General features: G+C 72.4%; 17 protein-coding genes and 1 pseudogene. 8 read left to right on the forward strand and 10 right to left on the reverse strand.

What is annotated here, in order from left to right; genetic code table 11:
* Positions 1–10 precede the first annotated feature (10 nt).
* Entirely contained in the window at positions 11–865 is an 855-nt protein-coding gene (gene fdhD, locus ACZ31C_RS04645) for a formate dehydrogenase accessory sulfurtransferase FdhD (protein WP_465794161.1), read from the reverse strand.
* Between the two features lie 265 nt (positions 866–1,130).
* On the opposite strand from fdhD, the gene mobA reads away from it, so the two are divergent.
* From mobA to ACZ31C_RS04660, 3 genes are all read left to right on the forward strand, one after another.
* A complete protein-coding gene (gene mobA / locus ACZ31C_RS04650) occupies positions 1,131–1,802 on the forward strand; it encodes a molybdenum cofactor guanylyltransferase (protein WP_465794162.1) in 672 nt (223 codons plus the stop codon).
* Positions 1,799–2,056, forward strand: coding sequence for a DUF6457 domain-containing protein (locus tag ACZ31C_RS04655; RefSeq protein WP_465794163.1), 258 nt, complete (start codon positions 1,799–1,801; stop codon positions 2,054–2,056). The genes mobA and ACZ31C_RS04655 overlap by 4 nt, the downstream gene beginning before the upstream one ends.
* A gap of 90 nt (positions 2,057–2,146) precedes the next feature.
* Positions 2,147–3,229, forward strand: coding sequence for a T3SS (YopN, CesT) and YbjN peptide-binding chaperone 1 (locus ACZ31C_RS04660; protein WP_465794164.1), 1,083 nt, complete (start codon positions 2,147–2,149; stop codon positions 3,227–3,229).
* Positions 3,230–3,318: 89 nt separating this feature from the next.
* Here the strand turns inward: ACZ31C_RS04660 and ACZ31C_RS04665 are convergent, their stop codons facing one another.
* A complete protein-coding gene (locus ACZ31C_RS04665; RefSeq protein WP_465794165.1) occupies positions 3,319–5,238 on the reverse strand; it encodes a beta-propeller domain-containing protein in 1,920 nt (639 codons plus the stop codon).
* A gap of 110 nt (positions 5,239–5,348) precedes the next feature.
* Complete coding sequence (locus tag ACZ31C_RS04670) at positions 5,349–5,807, reverse strand: Lrp/AsnC family transcriptional regulator (RefSeq protein WP_350698030.1); 459 nt, start codon at positions 5,805–5,807, stop codon at positions 5,349–5,351.
* Positions 5,808–5,866: 59 nt separating this feature from the next.
* Between ACZ31C_RS04670 and ddaH the strand changes: the two genes are divergently transcribed.
* Entirely contained in the window at positions 5,867–6,700 is an 834-nt protein-coding gene (gene ddaH / locus ACZ31C_RS04675) for a dimethylargininase (RefSeq protein WP_465794166.1), read from the forward strand.
* A 57-nt stretch (positions 6,701–6,757) separates the two neighbouring features.
* Here ddaH and ACZ31C_RS04680 read toward each other — a convergent pair whose 3' ends face one another.
* Both ACZ31C_RS04680 and ACZ31C_RS04685 read right to left on the reverse strand, forming a co-directional pair.
* Positions 6,758–7,963 (reverse strand): ABC transporter substrate-binding protein, encoded by a 1,206-nt coding sequence (locus tag ACZ31C_RS04680; protein ID WP_396743597.1) that lies wholly within the window; start codon positions 7,961–7,963, stop codon positions 6,758–6,760.
* 79 nt (positions 7,964–8,042) lie between these two features.
* The gene (locus ACZ31C_RS04685; protein ID WP_465794167.1) at positions 8,043–8,840 is read right to left on the reverse strand and encodes an alpha/beta hydrolase family protein; all 798 of its coding nucleotides are present in this window, start codon (positions 8,838–8,840) and stop codon (positions 8,043–8,045) included.
* Positions 8,841–8,974: 134 nt separating this feature from the next.
* Here ACZ31C_RS04685 and ACZ31C_RS04690 point away from each other — a divergent pair, with 134 nt between their 5' ends.
* Complete coding sequence (locus ACZ31C_RS04690; RefSeq protein ID WP_396743591.1) at positions 8,975–9,583, forward strand: bacterial proteasome activator family protein; 609 nt, start codon at positions 8,975–8,977, stop codon at positions 9,581–9,583.
* Positions 9,584–9,630: 47 nt separating this feature from the next.
* On the opposite strand, the gene ACZ31C_RS04695 is transcribed toward ACZ31C_RS04690, so the two are convergent.
* The 3 genes from ACZ31C_RS04695 to ACZ31C_RS04705 form a co-directional block, all read right to left on the reverse strand.
* Positions 9,631–10,443: an HAD family hydrolase gene (locus ACZ31C_RS04695; RefSeq protein WP_465794168.1), complete on the reverse strand. Its 813-nt coding sequence runs from the start codon at positions 10,441–10,443 to the stop codon at positions 9,631–9,633.
* Positions 10,443–11,264 (reverse strand): HAD hydrolase family protein, encoded by an 822-nt coding sequence (locus ACZ31C_RS04700; protein ID WP_465794169.1) that lies wholly within the window; start codon positions 11,262–11,264, stop codon positions 10,443–10,445. Before ACZ31C_RS04700 ends, ACZ31C_RS04695 begins: the two co-directional genes overlap by 1 nt.
* Positions 11,265–11,606: 342 nt before the next feature.
* Positions 11,607–12,353, reverse strand: coding sequence for a hypothetical protein (locus tag ACZ31C_RS04705; RefSeq protein ID WP_465794170.1), 747 nt, complete (start codon positions 12,351–12,353; stop codon positions 11,607–11,609).
* A gap of 159 nt (positions 12,354–12,512) precedes the next feature.
* On the opposite strand from ACZ31C_RS04705, the gene ACZ31C_RS04710 reads away from it, so the two are divergent.
* The 3 genes from ACZ31C_RS04710 (at position 12,513) to ACZ31C_RS04720 (ending at position 14,172) form a co-directional block, all read left to right on the forward strand.
* On the forward strand, positions 12,513–12,944 hold the full coding sequence (locus ACZ31C_RS04710) for an OsmC family protein (RefSeq protein WP_465794171.1): 432 nt from the start codon (positions 12,513–12,515) through the stop codon (positions 12,942–12,944).
* 106 nt (positions 12,945–13,050) lie between these two features.
* Entirely contained in the window at positions 13,051–13,389 is a 339-nt protein-coding gene (locus ACZ31C_RS04715) for a metallopeptidase family protein (RefSeq protein WP_117228335.1), read from the forward strand.
* A gap of 66 nt (positions 13,390–13,455) precedes the next feature.
* On the forward strand, positions 13,456–14,172 hold the full coding sequence (locus tag ACZ31C_RS04720; protein ID WP_396743579.1) for an AIM24 family protein: 717 nt from the start codon (positions 13,456–13,458) through the stop codon (positions 14,170–14,172).
* A gap of 10 nt (positions 14,173–14,182) precedes the next feature.
* On the opposite strand, the gene pheA is transcribed toward ACZ31C_RS04720, so the two are convergent.
* Positions 14,183–15,139, reverse strand: coding sequence for a prephenate dehydratase (gene pheA, locus ACZ31C_RS04725; RefSeq protein WP_465794364.1), 957 nt, complete (start codon positions 15,137–15,139; stop codon positions 14,183–14,185).
* 118 nt (positions 15,140–15,257) lie between these two features.
* Positions 15,258–15,746, reverse strand: a pseudogene (locus ACZ31C_RS04730) (hypothetical protein); the annotation flags it as partial.
* Between the last annotated feature and the right edge of the window lie 121 nt (positions 15,747–15,867).

The raw sequence follows: 15,867 nt of genomic DNA on the forward strand, positions 1-15,867 counted from the left end.
GAAGCGGCGGTCAGCCGGTCACCCGGTGGGCGCCGGTGTAGATGTTCATCGTCCGTCCGCGCAGGAAGCCGACCAGGGTGAGCCCGGCCTCGGCAGCCAGGTCGACCGCGAGCGTGCTCGGCGCCGACACCGCCGCGAGCAGCGGCAACCCGGCCATCCACGCCTTCTGGGTCAGCTCGAAACTGGCCCGGCCGGAGACCAGCAACAGGTGCCCGGCCAGCGGCAGCCGACGCTCGCGGAGCGCCCAGCCGATCACCTTGTCCACCGCATTGTGTCGGCCGACGTCCTCGCGCAGCACCAGCAACTCGCCGTCGGCGGAGAACAGTCCCGCCGCGTGCGACCCGCCGGTACGGTCGAAGCCCCGCTGACCGGCCCGTAGCCGCTCCGGGAGTTCGGCCAGAATCTCGGCGGGGACGGCGAGCGGGTCGGCGGCCACGTCGAACCGGGACCGGGTACGGACCGCGTCGATGCTCGCCTTGCCGCAGACCCCGCAGGCGCTGGTGGTCTGGAAGTGCCGGGTCGTCTCGGCTCCGGGCGACGGCACGCCCGGAGCCAGGGTCACGTCGACCACGTTGTAGGTGTTCGGCGTCTCGGTGCCGGCACAGAGTTGCGCGGTGGACACGTCGTCGGCCGAGCGGATCAGCCCCTCGGTGAACAGGAAGCCGAGCGCCAGATCCAGGTCGGCTCCGGGGGTCCGCATGGTGACCGAGAGCGGGCGGCGTCGGTCCGGACCGGCCGGCCCGACCCGGATCTCCAGCGGCTCCTCGGCGGCGAGAGTGTCCGGTCGACGTACCCGGACGCGTCCGGTGTCCGTCGCGTCGAGGTCGACGCGGAGCACCCCACGTCGGTCACTGGCCCGTCCCACCCCGCCATCCTGCCCCGCCCGCACACCCCACCGCATCCGACCGCTCCACCCGGCCGCCCGGCTACCCGGCCACAAAGCTGGCCGGTGGCAGCGCCGGAAACAGCCACCCCGCCCGGCCACCCCGCCCGGCCACCCCGCCCGGCCACCTCGCCCGGCCACCCCGCCCGGCCACCCCGCCCGGCCACCCCGCCCGGCCACCCCGCCCGGCCACCCCGCCCGGCGGCAGCGCCGGAGACGGCCGAGCCGTGCGGGTTACCGTGATCCGGTGACGGCGTACGCGGCGATCGTGCTCGCGGGTGGGGCGGCGCGCCGGATGGGTGGGCGGGACAAGCCGGCGCTGCCCGTCGGTGGCGTACCGATGCGCGAGCGGGTGCTCGCGGCGGTCGCCGACGCGACGCCCCGCATCCTGGTCGGTCCCGGGCCGGCCCCGGCGGGGGTGCTCCCGGCCCGGGAGTCGCCGCCCGGTGGCGGGCCGGTCGCCGCCACCGCAGCCGGACTGGCTCTGCTCGAACCGGGGGTACCGGTCGTCGCGCTTCTCGCCGCCGACCTGCCGCTGTTGACCCGGCCCGCCGTCGGTGACCTGCTGCGCCAGTTGGACACGCCACCGAACACCCCACCGGGCACACCACCGAACACCCCACCGGGCACACCACCGAACGCCCCACCGGGCACGCCGCTGGAGATGCCGCCGCAGGTGGACGGGGTGTGTTTCGTGGACGCCTCGGGACGGCGGCAGACGTTGTGCGGGGTGTGGCGTACCGACGCCCTGCGTGCGGCGCTGGATCGGCTCGCCGGACGGCACTCCGGAGCGCCGCTGCGGGAGCTTCTCGCCGGGCTCACCGTGCGCGAGGTGACGTGGTCCGGTGGCGGCCCACCGCCGTGGTTCGACTGCGACACTGACGGTGACGTACGCCGGGCGGAGGAGTGGGCGCGATGACGGTGCTGGACGACTGGGTCACGGCGGTCTGCGCGGAACTGGGGCTGGAACCCGCCCAGGTGCCGGTGCCGACCGTGCTCGACCTGGCCCGGGACGTGGCCCACCAGGTGGTGCGTCCGGGTGCCCCGGTCACTGCGTACCTGCTCGGGCTGGCCGTGGGGCGCGGCGCCGATCCGGTCGCGGCGGCGGCCCGGCTCGCCGACCTGGCCGGCACCTGGCCGGTGGAGTTGGGCGGCGACCGGCCGGCCGACTGACCGCAACCGAGGGGGCTGTCCGATCACGGTCCGGGCCGCGCCGACCGATTCGGCGGCTGGGTAGGGTGACCGGAACGGACGGAGGCGATCATGACGGCAGACCACCCCTCGGCGCCGCCCGGCACGCCGGCGCATCACCACGAGTCGATCCTGCTCGACGAGCCGACCACGGCCGACCTGCGGGCGAAGGTGACCCAGGCGTGGCGGGAGTTCGCGAGGGCGCTGGCCGACCGGCTGGTCGACCTGCCGGCGGGGGCGCGCGTGGAGCTGACGCTCGACCCGACCGCCTCGGGCACGGACGACGCGGTCTACGCCGTCGGGGCCGACGTCGACACGGACGGCCGACTCAACGCGCGCGCGGTCGGCAACGCCACGCTGCCGCAGGGGTACCGGCTGGACCGCGCGGCCGTCGCCGACATGGTCGCGTTGGGCTGGTCGCCGCCGGGCGTGGTGGAGGGCTCCGGTGACCAGTTCGGCCTGCACTGCGGGGTCGACGAGGCCACCCGGCTGGCTGCGGTGCTCTCCCGTACGCTGCGGGACATCTATGGCGCGCCGCATCCCGCGTTCCTGGTCTATCAGATCGAGGACGCCGAGGGTGAGCCGCTTGCGGGTGCCCCGCTGGGTACGGCGCGCAGCGAGTTCGGCCTGGTGCGGGAGATCGGCACCGAGTTGGAGGAGGCGCTGGCCGCCGCCGGTGGGGACAGTCCGGAGACCGAGGTGCTGGACCTGGCCGAGCGGGTACGCACGGTCGTCTCCACCATGCTCAAGTCGGACGCGGACCGGGTCCAGGTCGACTCCGACGGCGACATCAACATCCGCGCGGGCTCGGCGATGGTCTTTGTCCGGGTCCGGGACAATCCGCCGCTGGTCGACGTCTTCTCCCCGGTCCTCACCGAGGTGGAGCCCACCGAGCGGTTGTACGTCAAGCTCTCCGAGCTGACCAACCGGATGCCGATCGGTCGGCTCTATTGTGCCGACGACACCGTGTGGGCCTCGATCCCGGTCTTCGGCCGGAACTTCCAACCCACCCATCTGATGCTCGCCGTGCAGGTGATGACCGGCCTGGCGGACGAGTTGGACGACCGCCTGCACGGCGAGTTCGGTGGCAAGCGCTTCTTCGGCGAGGGGGACAAGCCGGGACGGGGTGAGCACCGCACCGGCATGTACCTCTGACCGTCGGCCGTTCCGATTCTGCGTGCGGTAGGGGCGGGTGGGACCCGGAAACCCCGAGAAACCGGGCCCCACCCGCGTGGGAGGAAGGTTCAGGTCGTCGCGATCCAGCCGACGCTGCGTGCGGTGGTCGGGTCGGTGGCGCGCAGGCCGGTGTCGGAGACGGTCCAGAGCACGTCACCGATCACCAGCGACCGGCGCACCGGGGACCACATCCGTCGGCTCTCGCGGTCCGTCGCCGGATGGGTCACCTCGCCGATCTCGCGGATGCTGTCGCCGCCGACGCGCAGCAGCCGGATGCCGGCGTCCACCGGCAGGGCCACCAGACCGCTGTCCGGCCGGTACAGGAAGGCGTGCGGGTCGTACTCGGCACCGGACAGTCCCCGGGGCAGGTGCCACTGGTCCAGCCGGTACGGGCGGCCCGGATCGCGTACGTCGAAGAGGGACACCTGTACGCCCTGGGTCCGACCCCGCGTGTCGGCCTCCTGGCCGACCCCGAGCAACCGGCCCTCGGGCAGCGGGTGCAGGTAACCCGAGTACCCGGTGATCTTGAGTTCGCCGGTGACCCGGGGCGCGCCGGGGTCGGTCAGGTCGAGCGAGTAGAGCGGGTCGGTCTGCCGGAAGGTCACCACGTACGCCACCGGGCCGAGGTAGCGCACCGAGTAGATCCGTTCACCCCGGCCGAGCCCGCCGACCACTCCGGCGGGCACCAGTGATCCGCCCTCGCGGCGCAGCACCCGCACCGCGGACTCGGAGGTCTGGCCCTGCGCCCTGCCGCCCCAGACGTCACCGGTGGTGGCCACCCGCAGGTGCCCGTCCCACTCCGACAGCGCGTACTGGTTGATCAGCCAGCCGGGCACGGTGCCCGAGGCGACGAAGCGGGGACGCCCCGGGGCGGCGGTGTCGAACTGGTGGATCTCGGTGACCTCGTCGTCCGCCGCTGGACGCGAGCGGGCCGGGTCGACCACCGGACGACGACCAGCGAGGTAGAGACTGGTCGCGGTGCCGTAGACGGTGCTCGCATCGGCGACCACGCCGACCGGGTCGCCGTCGCCGAGACGGTCGGTGGCCAGGTCGAAGCTGAGCACGGTCAGCGTCGACGTGCCGGTCATCCGTGCCGGGCGGCTCAGCCGGTCGCAGCCGATCCGCCCGCTGTGCCGTTCGGCGCCCGCCGTCCACTCGTACTCGGGCAGCCAGGCCTCGATGCCCGCCCGCGCGATGACGGCACGGTTGCGTGCGGTCCGCTCCCGGTCGCTGCCGGTCCGCTCGAACGCGAACTCCAGGCGGGGTGCCGAGTTCACCACCACCCGGGCGGTCGTGCCGGCCAGCCGGGCGTCGATGGTGCGGCCCTGGATCCGGTACGTGCCGAGCACCCGGGGTGCACCGGAGAGGTCGACCAGGACCAGCCGGGTGTCGTCGACCGGGCCCCGGATGCGACCCGCGACGCCGGTGGGCGTCGCGCGCGGGGTGGCCTCGGTCAGGACCAGCGCCCGGTCACCGAGCAGCAGCAGTCGCTGATCCCTCCAGCGCAGGCGCTCGTGGCCGTCGGTGAGGTCGAGTTCGCCGGTGATCCGCCGGCTGGCCGGGTCGACCACCCGCAGGACGCCGCCGGTGGTCGTGACGATCCGCCGTCCGTCGGTCTTGACCAGGTCCGGCTCGTCGACGCCGACTTCGTGGTTGTTGGTCGTCGAGTGCTCCGGCGCGGCTCCCGTCGGCGCGGGTAGGGCTTCGGCACCCTTCGCCACGTCGCCGGCCCCGAGGGCGGCCCGGTCGCTGAACGTACGCCAGCCGCCGCCGAAGCCGTAGGGGCCGACCGAGGCGGTGGCCGCCGCGCGCAGCTCGGTGAGGGCGTCCGCGCAGGAGTCGAAGGAGACCAGGCCGACCGGCACCATCCGCGGCCCGTCGGTGCCGATGGGCAGTGTCACGACCGGTGGCGCCGACACACTGCCGGCGAGCAGCGCCAGTGCGATCAGCGTGCCACCGGCCGCGGTGGCCTTGGTTCCCCGTGTCATGCGCGGTTCGACGCGGCGTCCGGCGCTCCGGTTCCCCGACCGCTGGCATCGGCCGGGGAACGGAGGTGGGACGGTGAGCTAAGTGGACGACAGCCAGGCGAGACGCTGGTTCAGCTCGTGGAGGGTCCGACACCGGGGGACTCCACCAGCCGGGAGAGCACGATGGTGCTACGGCTGGAGGTGACGAACGACTCGGCCCGCAGTCGTTCCAACGCCTCTTCGAGGTGGGCGATGTCGGCGGCCCGCAGATGGACGAGCGCGTCGGCCTCGCCGGAGACCGTGTACGCCCCGACGACCTCGGGGTGACGGCGTACCGCCGCACCGAGTTGGGCCGGGGTGGTGCGACCGGCGCAGAACAGCTCGACGAACGCCTCGGTGGTCCACCCGACGGCGGCCGGGTCGACGATGGCGGTGAATCCGCGGATCACCCCGGCCGACCGCAGCCGGTCGACCCGCCGCTTGACCGCCGGAGCGGAGAGTGACACCCGGGTGCCGATGTCCGCGTACGACGCGCGGGCGTCCGCGACGAGCAGCGCAATGATTCGTTGGTCGACGGCGTCAATCTGCAATGTTCTGCTCCTGAGAAGCAATGTTTGCGGCTGTTACTAAAGTTGCAGCCTACCTACCCTTGGTCACCGTGAACCAGCAGCGAGTACCGCGAAAGCGGATATATCTCATGTGCTCGCCCGAGCATTTCGCGGTCGAGTACGCGATCAACCCGTGGATGGACGTGACCGCCTCGGTCGACCCGGAACTGGCGGTCAAGCAGTGGGACCGCCTGCGGGAGACCCTGGTGGGCCTCGGCCACGAGGTGCACCTGCTGGCTCCCGAGGCGGGCCTGCCCGACATGGTCTACGCCGCCAACGGCGCGTTCACGGTGGACGGCACGGCCTACGGGGCGCGGTTCAAGCACCCGCAGCGGGCCGCCGAGGCCGCCGCGCACCGGGCGTTCTACGAGTCGCAGGGCTGGCGGTTCATCGCGCCGAACGAGACCAACGAGGGCGAGGGTGACTTCGCGTACCTGCCGGAGGCGCACGGCGGCCTGGTCCTGGCCGGGTACGGCTTCCGCACCGAGCTGCCCGCGCACGCCGAGGCACAGGAGGCGCTCGGCCGTCCGGTGGTGTCGTTGCACCTGGTCGACCCGCGCTTCTATCACCTGGACGTGGCGCTCGCCTCGATCGACGACGGCAACGTCGTCTACTACCCGGGCGCCTTCTCCGCCGCCAGCCAGCGGGTGCTCGCCCAACTCTTTCCCGACGCGGTGGTGGCGGACGACGACGACGCGCTGTCGTTCGGGCTGAACCTGGTCAGCGACGGCGCCAACGTGATGCTCAACAGCGAGGCGACCCGGCTCACCGGCCGGCTCAAGGCGGCCGGCTACACGCCGGTGCCAGTGGAACTGGCCGAACTCAAGAAGGGCGGTGGCAGCGTGAAGTGCTGCGTCGCCGAGCTGCGGCCCTGATCCGACGCTCCAGGGCCGGCCATCGCACCGGTCCGGCCCTGGGCATCGTGTCGAGACTCAGCCGAGCGTGGCCAGCTCGTTGACCAGCACGTTGGACAGTAGTTGGCCGTCGCGCTGCACCTCGCGCAGGTACCACTTCTGCTGCGGGGTACGTGGCTGGTTGAACTGCCACGCGCCGCGCGGGCTGTCGATCTGCCCGATCCGGCCGAGTGCCAGGTTCACCTCCTGCGCCGTCGGCGTCTCACCGGCGAGGCGGATCGCCTGGTCGAGCACCTTGGCCGCGTCGTAGGAGGCCATCGCGTACGTGGTGGGCGAGGCGTTGTGCTTCTTGCGGTACGCCGACGCGAAGCGACGGTTCGCCGCGTTGTTCAGGTCGGCGGAGTAGTTCAGGGCGGTCCGGATGCCGAGCGCGTCGTTGGCCGGCCGGATGCTCTCCAGCACCGTGCCCTCGGTGAGGAACCCGGGCGCGTAGATCCGGCCCCGGAACCCGGCGTCGCGCAACTGCATGACGAACTCCACGGCCGCAGCGCCGGAGTAGAAGCAGAAGACCGTCGACGGGCTGCGGTTCAACGCCTGGTTGATGTCGCTGACGTAGGCCGTCTTGCCGGGGTTCGGGTTGCCGGTGGTCCAGATCACCGGGTCGGAGATCCTCGGGTCGGACTCGCCGAACTCCTGGCGGAAGCCGCGCAGCACGTCCTCGCCACCGCCACCGCCCTCGGGCAGGATGATGGCCACCCGGTCGGCCGTACCCAACTCGTCCTTGAGGTAGCGGCCGAGCGCCCGGCCCGCCTCGTCCAGCACGTACGACGTACGCCAGATGTAGACGACGCTCTGCAGGCTCGGTGGCGAGGCGTTGGAGCCGATCAGCGGTACCCGGGCCTGCTCGACCGCGTCCCGGATGCCGAACATGACGGCGGAACTGGCGACACCGGTCATCGCGAGCACGTTCTGTTCGAGCAGGCTGCTCACGGCGGCCTGACCGGACTTCACGGTGTCTCCCTCGTCTGCCGAGACCAGATTGACGGGGTGACCGCCGAGACTCCGGTCGTTCAGGTCGAGGTAGAGCTGGAAGCCGTTGGTGAGTTCGTCGCCGATGGCTTTGTTCGGGCCGGCCTGCGGCGCGATCAGACCGATTTTGATCGGACTGCCGCCGGTGGCGGTGGTGGTCCCCTCGTCGCCGTCCGTGCCACACGCGGCGACGAGGCTCCCTGTTCCGAGCGCGGCCAGCAACTGTAGTGCTCGCCTGCGGTTCATGTGCGACACCGGGTTCCCTTCAACACGCGTTGCCTAGGCGGGTGCGCCCCATCGGCGTTCTACCTGCTTCGCGACGCTGCGTCAATGATTAATGATCTTCGCCAAGAGACCGCAACGCGCTGGTTACCTTGGGCCAGACCGCCGCCTCGGGGTCGATGAGCCCGAAATGCTCACATCCCGAAAGCTCTACAAGGCGCATATCGGCCCCTGCTGCCTGGTTTGCGGCCACGTAAGCCCTGCTCATCGCGACCGGAACCTGTTCGTCGAGAGTGCCGTGCATCACTACGGTGCGTGTCGGGAGCGGTACCACGGATCGCGGGTCGGCAGCCGCGTAACGGTCGGGTACGTCCCCCGGACCACCGCCGAGCAGCGCTGCCACCGCACCCCCGTCCAGGTCGAGCCGGTACGCCTCGGCGAGGTCGGCGACCGGCGCGAGAGCGAGCACCCCGGCCACCGCCTCCGGCACGTGTCGCGCCGCGTGCAGGGCGAGGTGGCCACCGGCGGAATGACCGACCAGGACCGCTGGCGTCGGCGTCACCAGACCGGGCAGCGCCTCGTCCGCCAGCCGGGGCAGCGCGGTCACCGCGGCCAGCACGTCCTCCGGCGTACCGGGCCATCCGCCGCCGGGTTGCCCGGTCCGCCGGTACTCCACCTGCGCCACCGGGTGACCGAGCGCGGCAAGCGCGGCGGCCATCGAGTCGGTGTGCCGCCGGTCGTACTCGTGGCGCCAGAAGCCCCCGTGCACCACGACCACCAGCCGTCGGGGCGGCCCGTTGCCGGACGGCCGGCGCAGGTCGGCGACCTGGTCGGGGTGCTCGCCGTAGGCGACGGTGACGTCCGGGGCGGGAGCGGGCCGGGTCAGCACGGCTCGCGGGTCGGAGGTCATCGGCCGACCGTAGCGCGGAACGTGCCGCATCCGGCGTCGGGTGCGACGCACGGTGACCAGGTCGGCAGACAGGCGGAACACACGGTGACCGGTGCGCCGGGCCGACGGGCGGCGACGGCGGCCACTGGGTAAAGATGGGTGCCATGACCGAAGCACACTCAGCTGGACAGAACGACGAGCCTGGCCTGGACGGGGCCGGGCACTCCGGCACGGTGGTGGTGGTCGGGCCGGACGGCCGGCCGGTCGGCACCGTGCAGACCGACGACGGCCCCGGCGAGGACCCGACGCGCCTGGTCGAGCAGCCGGCCAAGGTGATGCGGATCGGCAGCATGATCAAGCAGCTCCTGGAGGAGGTGAAGGCGGCTCCGCTCGACGACGCCAGCCGGCACCGGATGCGGGAGATCCACGAGCGCTCGATCGTCGAGCTCAAGGAGGGGCTGGCCCCCGAGCTGCGCGAGGAACTCGAACGGCTCTCGCTGCCGTTCGCCGAGGACCAGGCGCCCAGCGAGGGCGAGTTGCGGATCGCCCACGCCCAGCTCGTCGGCTGGCTGGAAGGGCTGTTCCACGGCATCCAGGCCGCCCTGGTGGCCCAGCAGATGGCCGCCCGGGTGCAGCTCGAACAGATGCGTTCCGGCCGGCAGGCGCTGCCTAGCGGTCCCGGCGGCGGGGCCGTGCTGCCCGGGATGCCCGGCATGGGTCAGCCGGGCGGTGGCGAAGGACACAGCACCGGTCAGTACCTCTGACCCCGCACGCGGCGTGCGACCCCGCCGGGCCGCACGCCGCGTCGCGCTCAGTCGGCCCCGAAGACCTTCTCCAGGTACGCGGCCACGCCGTCGGTGGAGTTCGTCGAGGTGACCTCGTCGGCGATCGCCAGTACGGTGGGGTGCGCGTTGGCCACTGCCACCGCCCGCCCGGCCCAGGTCAGCATCGGTACGTCGTTCGGCATGTCGCCGAAGGCCAGCACGTCGGCCGGGTCGACGCCGATCCGGTGGCAGTACCAGGCCAGCCCGGCCGCCTTCGTCACCCCGGCAGCCGAGATCTCCACCAGCCCGGAGTTCGACGAGTGGGTGGCCTCCGCCAGCCCCGCCAACGCGGCCGAGATCAGCTCGGTGAACCGGTCCGGATCCTGGTCGCCGGCTCGGACCAGCAGCTTCACCGCCGGCACCGACAGCAACTCCTCCGGTTTGTCCACGACCCGGATCGCCGCGTCACCGGCCTCCCAGCGCACCGGATAGTGCGCCTCGTGCCGCATCTCCCGGCTGTCCACGATCTCCACCGCGAGGCTCACGTCCGGCACCTCCGCCCGCAGGCGCTGGGCCACCTCGGCGAGCAGCTCGGGAGCCAGCGGATCGGCGCGCAGCACCTGGTCGTCGACCGGGTCGTAGACCACCGCGCCGTTGGCGCAGACCGCCGGCAGCGGTTCGGCGAGTTGGTCGTACACGAGCCGGAGCCAGCGGATCGGACGGCCGGTGACCAGCACGACCGGCGTGCCCTGGTCGGAGATCCGCGCCAGCACCGCGGCGGTGTGCGCACTGAGCGTGCGGTCGTCGCGGAGCAGCGTGCCGTCGATGTCGGTGGCGATCAGGCCGGGCGTCGCGTCCATCACCTGGACAGTAGCCGGTCGAGGTAGACCGCCACCCCGTCGTCGTCGTTACGCAGAGTGATGTCATCGGCGGCGGCCCGCACGCTCGGGTGCGCGTTGGCGACGGCGACCCGGGCCCACCCGGCCCACTCGAACATCGGCAGGTCGTTCGGCATGTCGCCGAAGACCAGCACCTCGGCCGGGTCCACGCCGAGGGAGTGCGCGACCACGGTGAGGCCGGCGGCCTTGTCCACCCCGGGCGGGCAGATCTCGATGAAGCCGAGCCCGGCCTGGGTGACCGTGGCCAGATGCGGCGGCACGATCTCCCGAGCGACCGCCAGCAACTCGTCGACGTGGTGGTCGGCGGTACGCGCGAACGCCTTGATCACGTCACCGGCGAGGCACTCGTCCCGGGTACGGACTTCGAACCGGTCCTGGTACGGCCAGTCCGGGTGGTAGTCGCCCCAGAGCGGGGCGTCGTGCTCGTCGGAGGCCTCGACCATCACCGTCAGGGGGCCGACCGCGACCTCCAGATCGGCCAGCAGGGCGGCCAGCACCTCGCTCCCGAGGCGCTCGTCGCGCAGCACCACCGGCCCGGCCGGGTCGCTCTGGTCCACCACCCGGCCGCCGCCGGCCAGCACCAGGAAGTCCGCGGCACGGATGTCGTTGCGGGTCAGTTCGGTCAGCCGGGGGCCGCGCCCGGTGGCACCGACCACCGGGATGCCGGCGGCACGCACCCGATCGAGAACCTCGTGGGTGTACGCCGAGACGGTGTCGTCGCTGCGGACGAGCGTCCCGTCCAGGTCGGTGGCGATCAGCTTGGGCAGGCCCGGGCGGGTCATGGTTCCTCCTTCGCCCGCCGCCGTCGCAGCCAGCCGTACTGGTCGCCAGTAGGCGACCCGGCGTGACGGCGGGCAGCAACCGTACCTCGGGAAACAGGTCGCAACCATGGCTTCCCGGCGAATCGGATGCCAACGGACGGCGCACCGAAGATGACGTTCGGCCAGGACCTCGCCGCACTGTCGACGCGCGGCGCGGCGCTCATCCGGCGCTCGTTCGGTGCGCGGCACGGCGCTCGTTCGGCGCGCGGCTCGGCGCTCGTTCGGTGCGCGGCACGGCGTTGAGCTGTTAGGAAGGGACCCTTCCTATACACCAGGCGTTAGCAGGGGACCCCTCCTTACACCTCAGTCGGGCGGGGCCTCACGGGCGAAGGGCACCGTCGGGCTGACGGTGATGTCGGCCGGCGGACGTCCCTCGTCCGGATCCGTCTGCTCGGACCGTCGCCGGGAACGCCGGGACGTCGACTCCGGGGAAGCGTCGTCGGGGCCGACCGGCTCACCGCTCGGCGGCATCTCGGCCCCGGCGGGGGTGGTCCGGACGAGCGCGGCGGCGAACAGCAGCACGGCCGCGAAGGCCATGAACAGACCACGCCCGTGCTCGATGCGAAGGCTCTCCTCGCCGGAGTAGTACATCAGGCTCCGACGGGTCGCGTCGCCGAGCGACGACGTGGCGGCGGCGAGCAGCGCGATCATGCCGGCCGCGAGCGCCAGGCCGGCGATCCGGGCGTTGACCTGCGCCGACCTGGTGCCGCGTAGCGCGAGCGCCACCGCGCAACCGAGCACCAGGAGACCGACCAGGTAGCCGGTGCCCATTCCGCCGATCTCGGCGACCCCGTTGGTCACCTCCAGCGGACTGGCGGGGTCCGGGCCGGTGGGGATGTTCATGGTCACCCACTCGCCGAGCAGCGAGGCGACAGCGGCGGCCGCACCCAGTCCGGCCAGCAGCATCGGTACCCGGTGGTCCCGGCCGAGGCCGGTGACGGCCCGCCGGAGGCGGCTTCCGCCCTCCGACTCGTCCGCCGTACCCCATTCGAGGACGCTGGCACCGTCGGCGCGTTCGTCCTGACGAGGGATGGGGAGGTCGTTGGTCATCGTTCGCCCTCTCCTCGGAGCCTGGACGCCCCGGAAGGCGCTGACCAGGTCGGCGGGTCCGCGTGAATCATTCCACAGCCGGCCGGTGACGTCGGGTTCCCGGCGGTGAGCCTTGCTGGTCGGTCGCCTGTCGGCGTCGGGTCGACTAGCGTCAGGTGCATGCCTATCCGTACCGCTTCCGCACGCTGGCAGGGCAACCTTCCCGAGGGCTCCGGCACGATCCGTACCGGCAAGGGCGGGTTGCAGGGGAACTACTCCTTCAAGTCTCGTTTCGAGGAGGGAGAGGGCACCAACCCCGAGGAGTTGATCGGCGCCGCGCACGCCGGCTGCTTCTCGATGGCCTTCTCCAAGGCGCTCGCCGACGCCGGGACCACCGCCACGTCGGTGGAGACCACCGCCACGGTGCACCTGGACAAGACCGACGCCGGGATGACGGTGACCCGCATCGAGCTGGACACCGTCGGTGACGTCCCCGGCATCGACGAGGCACAGTTCACCAAGCTGGCCGAGACCGCGAAGCAGAACTGCCCGATCTCGCGCCTGCTGTCGCCCGGCGCGGAGATCACCCTCACCGCCCGCCTCACCTCCTGACCATCCCGCGCTGATCTCGCGCCTCCGGCACCCCGGCACCCCTCCGGGGCCTCGGAGGCGCGAGATCGCGCGTCGGGTGAGGAACAATGAGGGCGTGGCGGTCGAGATGGAGCGCGAGCGGTTCGAGGAGTTGGTGGGGGAAGCGCTGGACGAGGTTCCGGAGGAACTGCTGGCGCTGATGAGCAACGTGGTGATCCTGGTCGAGGACGACCCGCCCCCCGGCGAGGACCTGCTCGGCCTCTACGAGGGACACGCGTTGACCGACCGGGGCTGGGATTACGCCGGAGTCCTGCCGGACCGCATCCTGATCTATCGCAACCCGATCCTGCGGATCTGTGACACCGACGACGACGTCATCGACGAGGTGGCGGTGACCGTGGTGCACGAGATCGCCCACCACTTCGGCATCGACGACGCGCGCCTGCACGACCTCGGCTGGGGCTGACCCGCCGGCCCTCTTGCGGTGCTGCCCTACCGTCTCGGCCAGACACGGCGAGTACGGGAGGGACCCATGCGTAGCGAGCTGTTCTCAGCGGCGAACCTGGAGAAGGAGTCCGCGCAGCCCGGTATGCGGCTGCAGAACGCCAAGATGTTGAAGATCGAGCTGAACGGCGAGGCGATGGCCCGCGTCGGCTCGATGGTCGCGTACCAGGGGCAGGTGCAGTTCCAGGCGCTCGGCTCCGGTGGTATCGGCAACTTCCTCAAGCAGAAGCTCACCGGTGAGGGTGTGCCGCTGATGAAGCTGACCGGTCACGGCGACGTCTTCCTCGCCGACTTTGCCAAGGACGTGCACGTCATCGACCTGGAGCCGGGCGATGCCCTGTCCATCAACGGGTCCAGCGTGCTGGCCTTCGACTCGACGCTGAGCTACGACATCAAGATGGTCGGCGGCGCGGGCATGGCCTCGACCGGCCTGTTCAACTGCGTCTTCTCCGGTCACGGCCGGATCGCGGTCACCACCCGGGGCACCCCGGTCGTGCTCAGCGTCGACGCACCCACCTACGTGGACCCGCAGGCCGCCGTCTGCTGGTCGGCGGGGTTGCAGACCGGCTACCACCGGGCCGACCAGCTCGGGCTCGGCACGCTGCTGGGGCGGACGACCGGTGAGGCGTACACGATGAGTTTCGCCGGGCGCGGCTTCGTCGTCGTCCAGCCGTCCGAGGAGCCGCCGGTCATGGGCAGCGGTCAGCAGGAGCAGGGCGGGGTGCTCGGCGGCCTGTTCCGCTGAGCCCGGTCGGTCAGCCCAGCTCGCCCGCACGGAGCCGGGCGAGCCAGGCTGCGGCGTCGGTGTAGTCGGCGTCGGAGAGTCCCGCCGGGGCCGGCACCGGCCGTTCGCCGGCCGTGCCGTCCCACCGGTGCCGGGGGTACGAACCGAGGAAGCGGACGTCGGCGCAGACCCGCCGCAGCCCCTGGAGGGTCTCGCCGAGCCGGCTGTCGGCGACGTGACCGGTGCAGTCGAGGAAGAAGACGTACCGGCCCAGCGCCTCACCGGTCGGCCGGGACTCGATCCGGGTCAGGTTCACCCCGCGTACCGCGAGTTCCATCAGCACGGACAGCAGCGCGCCCACCTCGTCGTGAGCGATGTAGACCGCCAGCGAGGTCACGTCGTCGCCGGTGGGCGGCGGAGGCGGGCCGGGGCGGGAGAGCAGCGCGAACCGGGTGACCGCATCCGGATGGTCGGCGATCTTGTCGGCCAGCACGGCGAGCCGGTGCCGGGCCGCGCCGATGGGTGCGCAGATCGCCGCGTCGTACTCACCGGTGGCGGCGCCGGCAGCCGCCGCGCCGTTGGAGAGCACGTCGACCACGACCGCGTCGGGCAGGTGTGCCCGCAGCCAACCCCGGCACTGGGTGGACGCCTGCGGGTGGGCGGCGACGCTGCGGATGGTCGGCAGCAGGGTGTCCGTGCGCGCGCCGAGCACGAACTGCACCGGCAGGATCACCTCGCGGGTGATCACCAGAGGTTCGCCCTCGGCCAGTTCGTCCAACGTGACCCCGACCGCTCCGCCGATCGAGTTCTCCAGCGGCACCAGCGCGGCGTCGGCGTCGGCGGTGCGTACCGCCTCCATGGCCTCGCCGACGCTGCGGGCCGGTGTACGGCTGCCCCGCTCCGCGGCGGGCAGGGTACGCAACGCCTGCTCGGCGAAGGTGCCCTCGGGCCCGAGGTAGACGAAACGGGTCGGCGGCGTTCCCGGCATGGCGAACAGCCTACGCACCCGCCGAGGGTGTGGACGCCGATGGCGTCGGTGACTGCCCGGACGGCGTCGGCGTGGGCACCGGTGGCGGAGAGGGCACGGGCGCCACCGGTACCGGCACCGACCCCTCGTCGCCGCAGGCCAGCGTCCTGATCCCGACGGGCGCGGCCACGCGTACCTCGACCGAGCAGACGTCGGTGCCGGCGGTGACCAGCCGCAGGGTGCCGGCCTGGTCCCGGGTGACCACCTGGAGCGGCTCGTACCCGGTGACGTCGATGCCGGTGAAGTGCCAGCCGGCGGCGCAGAGCGGCCCCCTGGTGACCTGCACCCGCGCGTTGCGGGGGAGCAGCCCGTCGCGTCCCCGGACCAGGTCGACGATCCGTTGCCGGGACGGCTGGCCGGGGCAGGCGACCGCGACCAGGCCGGCGTCGGTCGGCGCGACGGTCGGTGCGGCGCTGGGCGGTTCGCCGAAGGGCGGTGGTGTCGGGGTGGCCGACCCGGCCGCGGCGGTGGTGGGCGGCGGCGTCGGCAGGGTAGACCCGTCGCGCTGTTCCGGCGGTTCGCCGCAGGCGGCCAGCACAAGTATGGCCAGCCCGGCGACTGCGGGCAGCCGGGTACGACTCCGGCGGGCACCCGGTCGGGCGGGCCGGCGGCCGGGGGCGGCACGACGGATCGGGGTGGGCGACACGGGGATGATCCTCGATGGGGGGCGAGCGTCGGGGGCGGCCGGA

The organism is Micromonospora sp. NPDC023869, assembly GCF_055559695.1.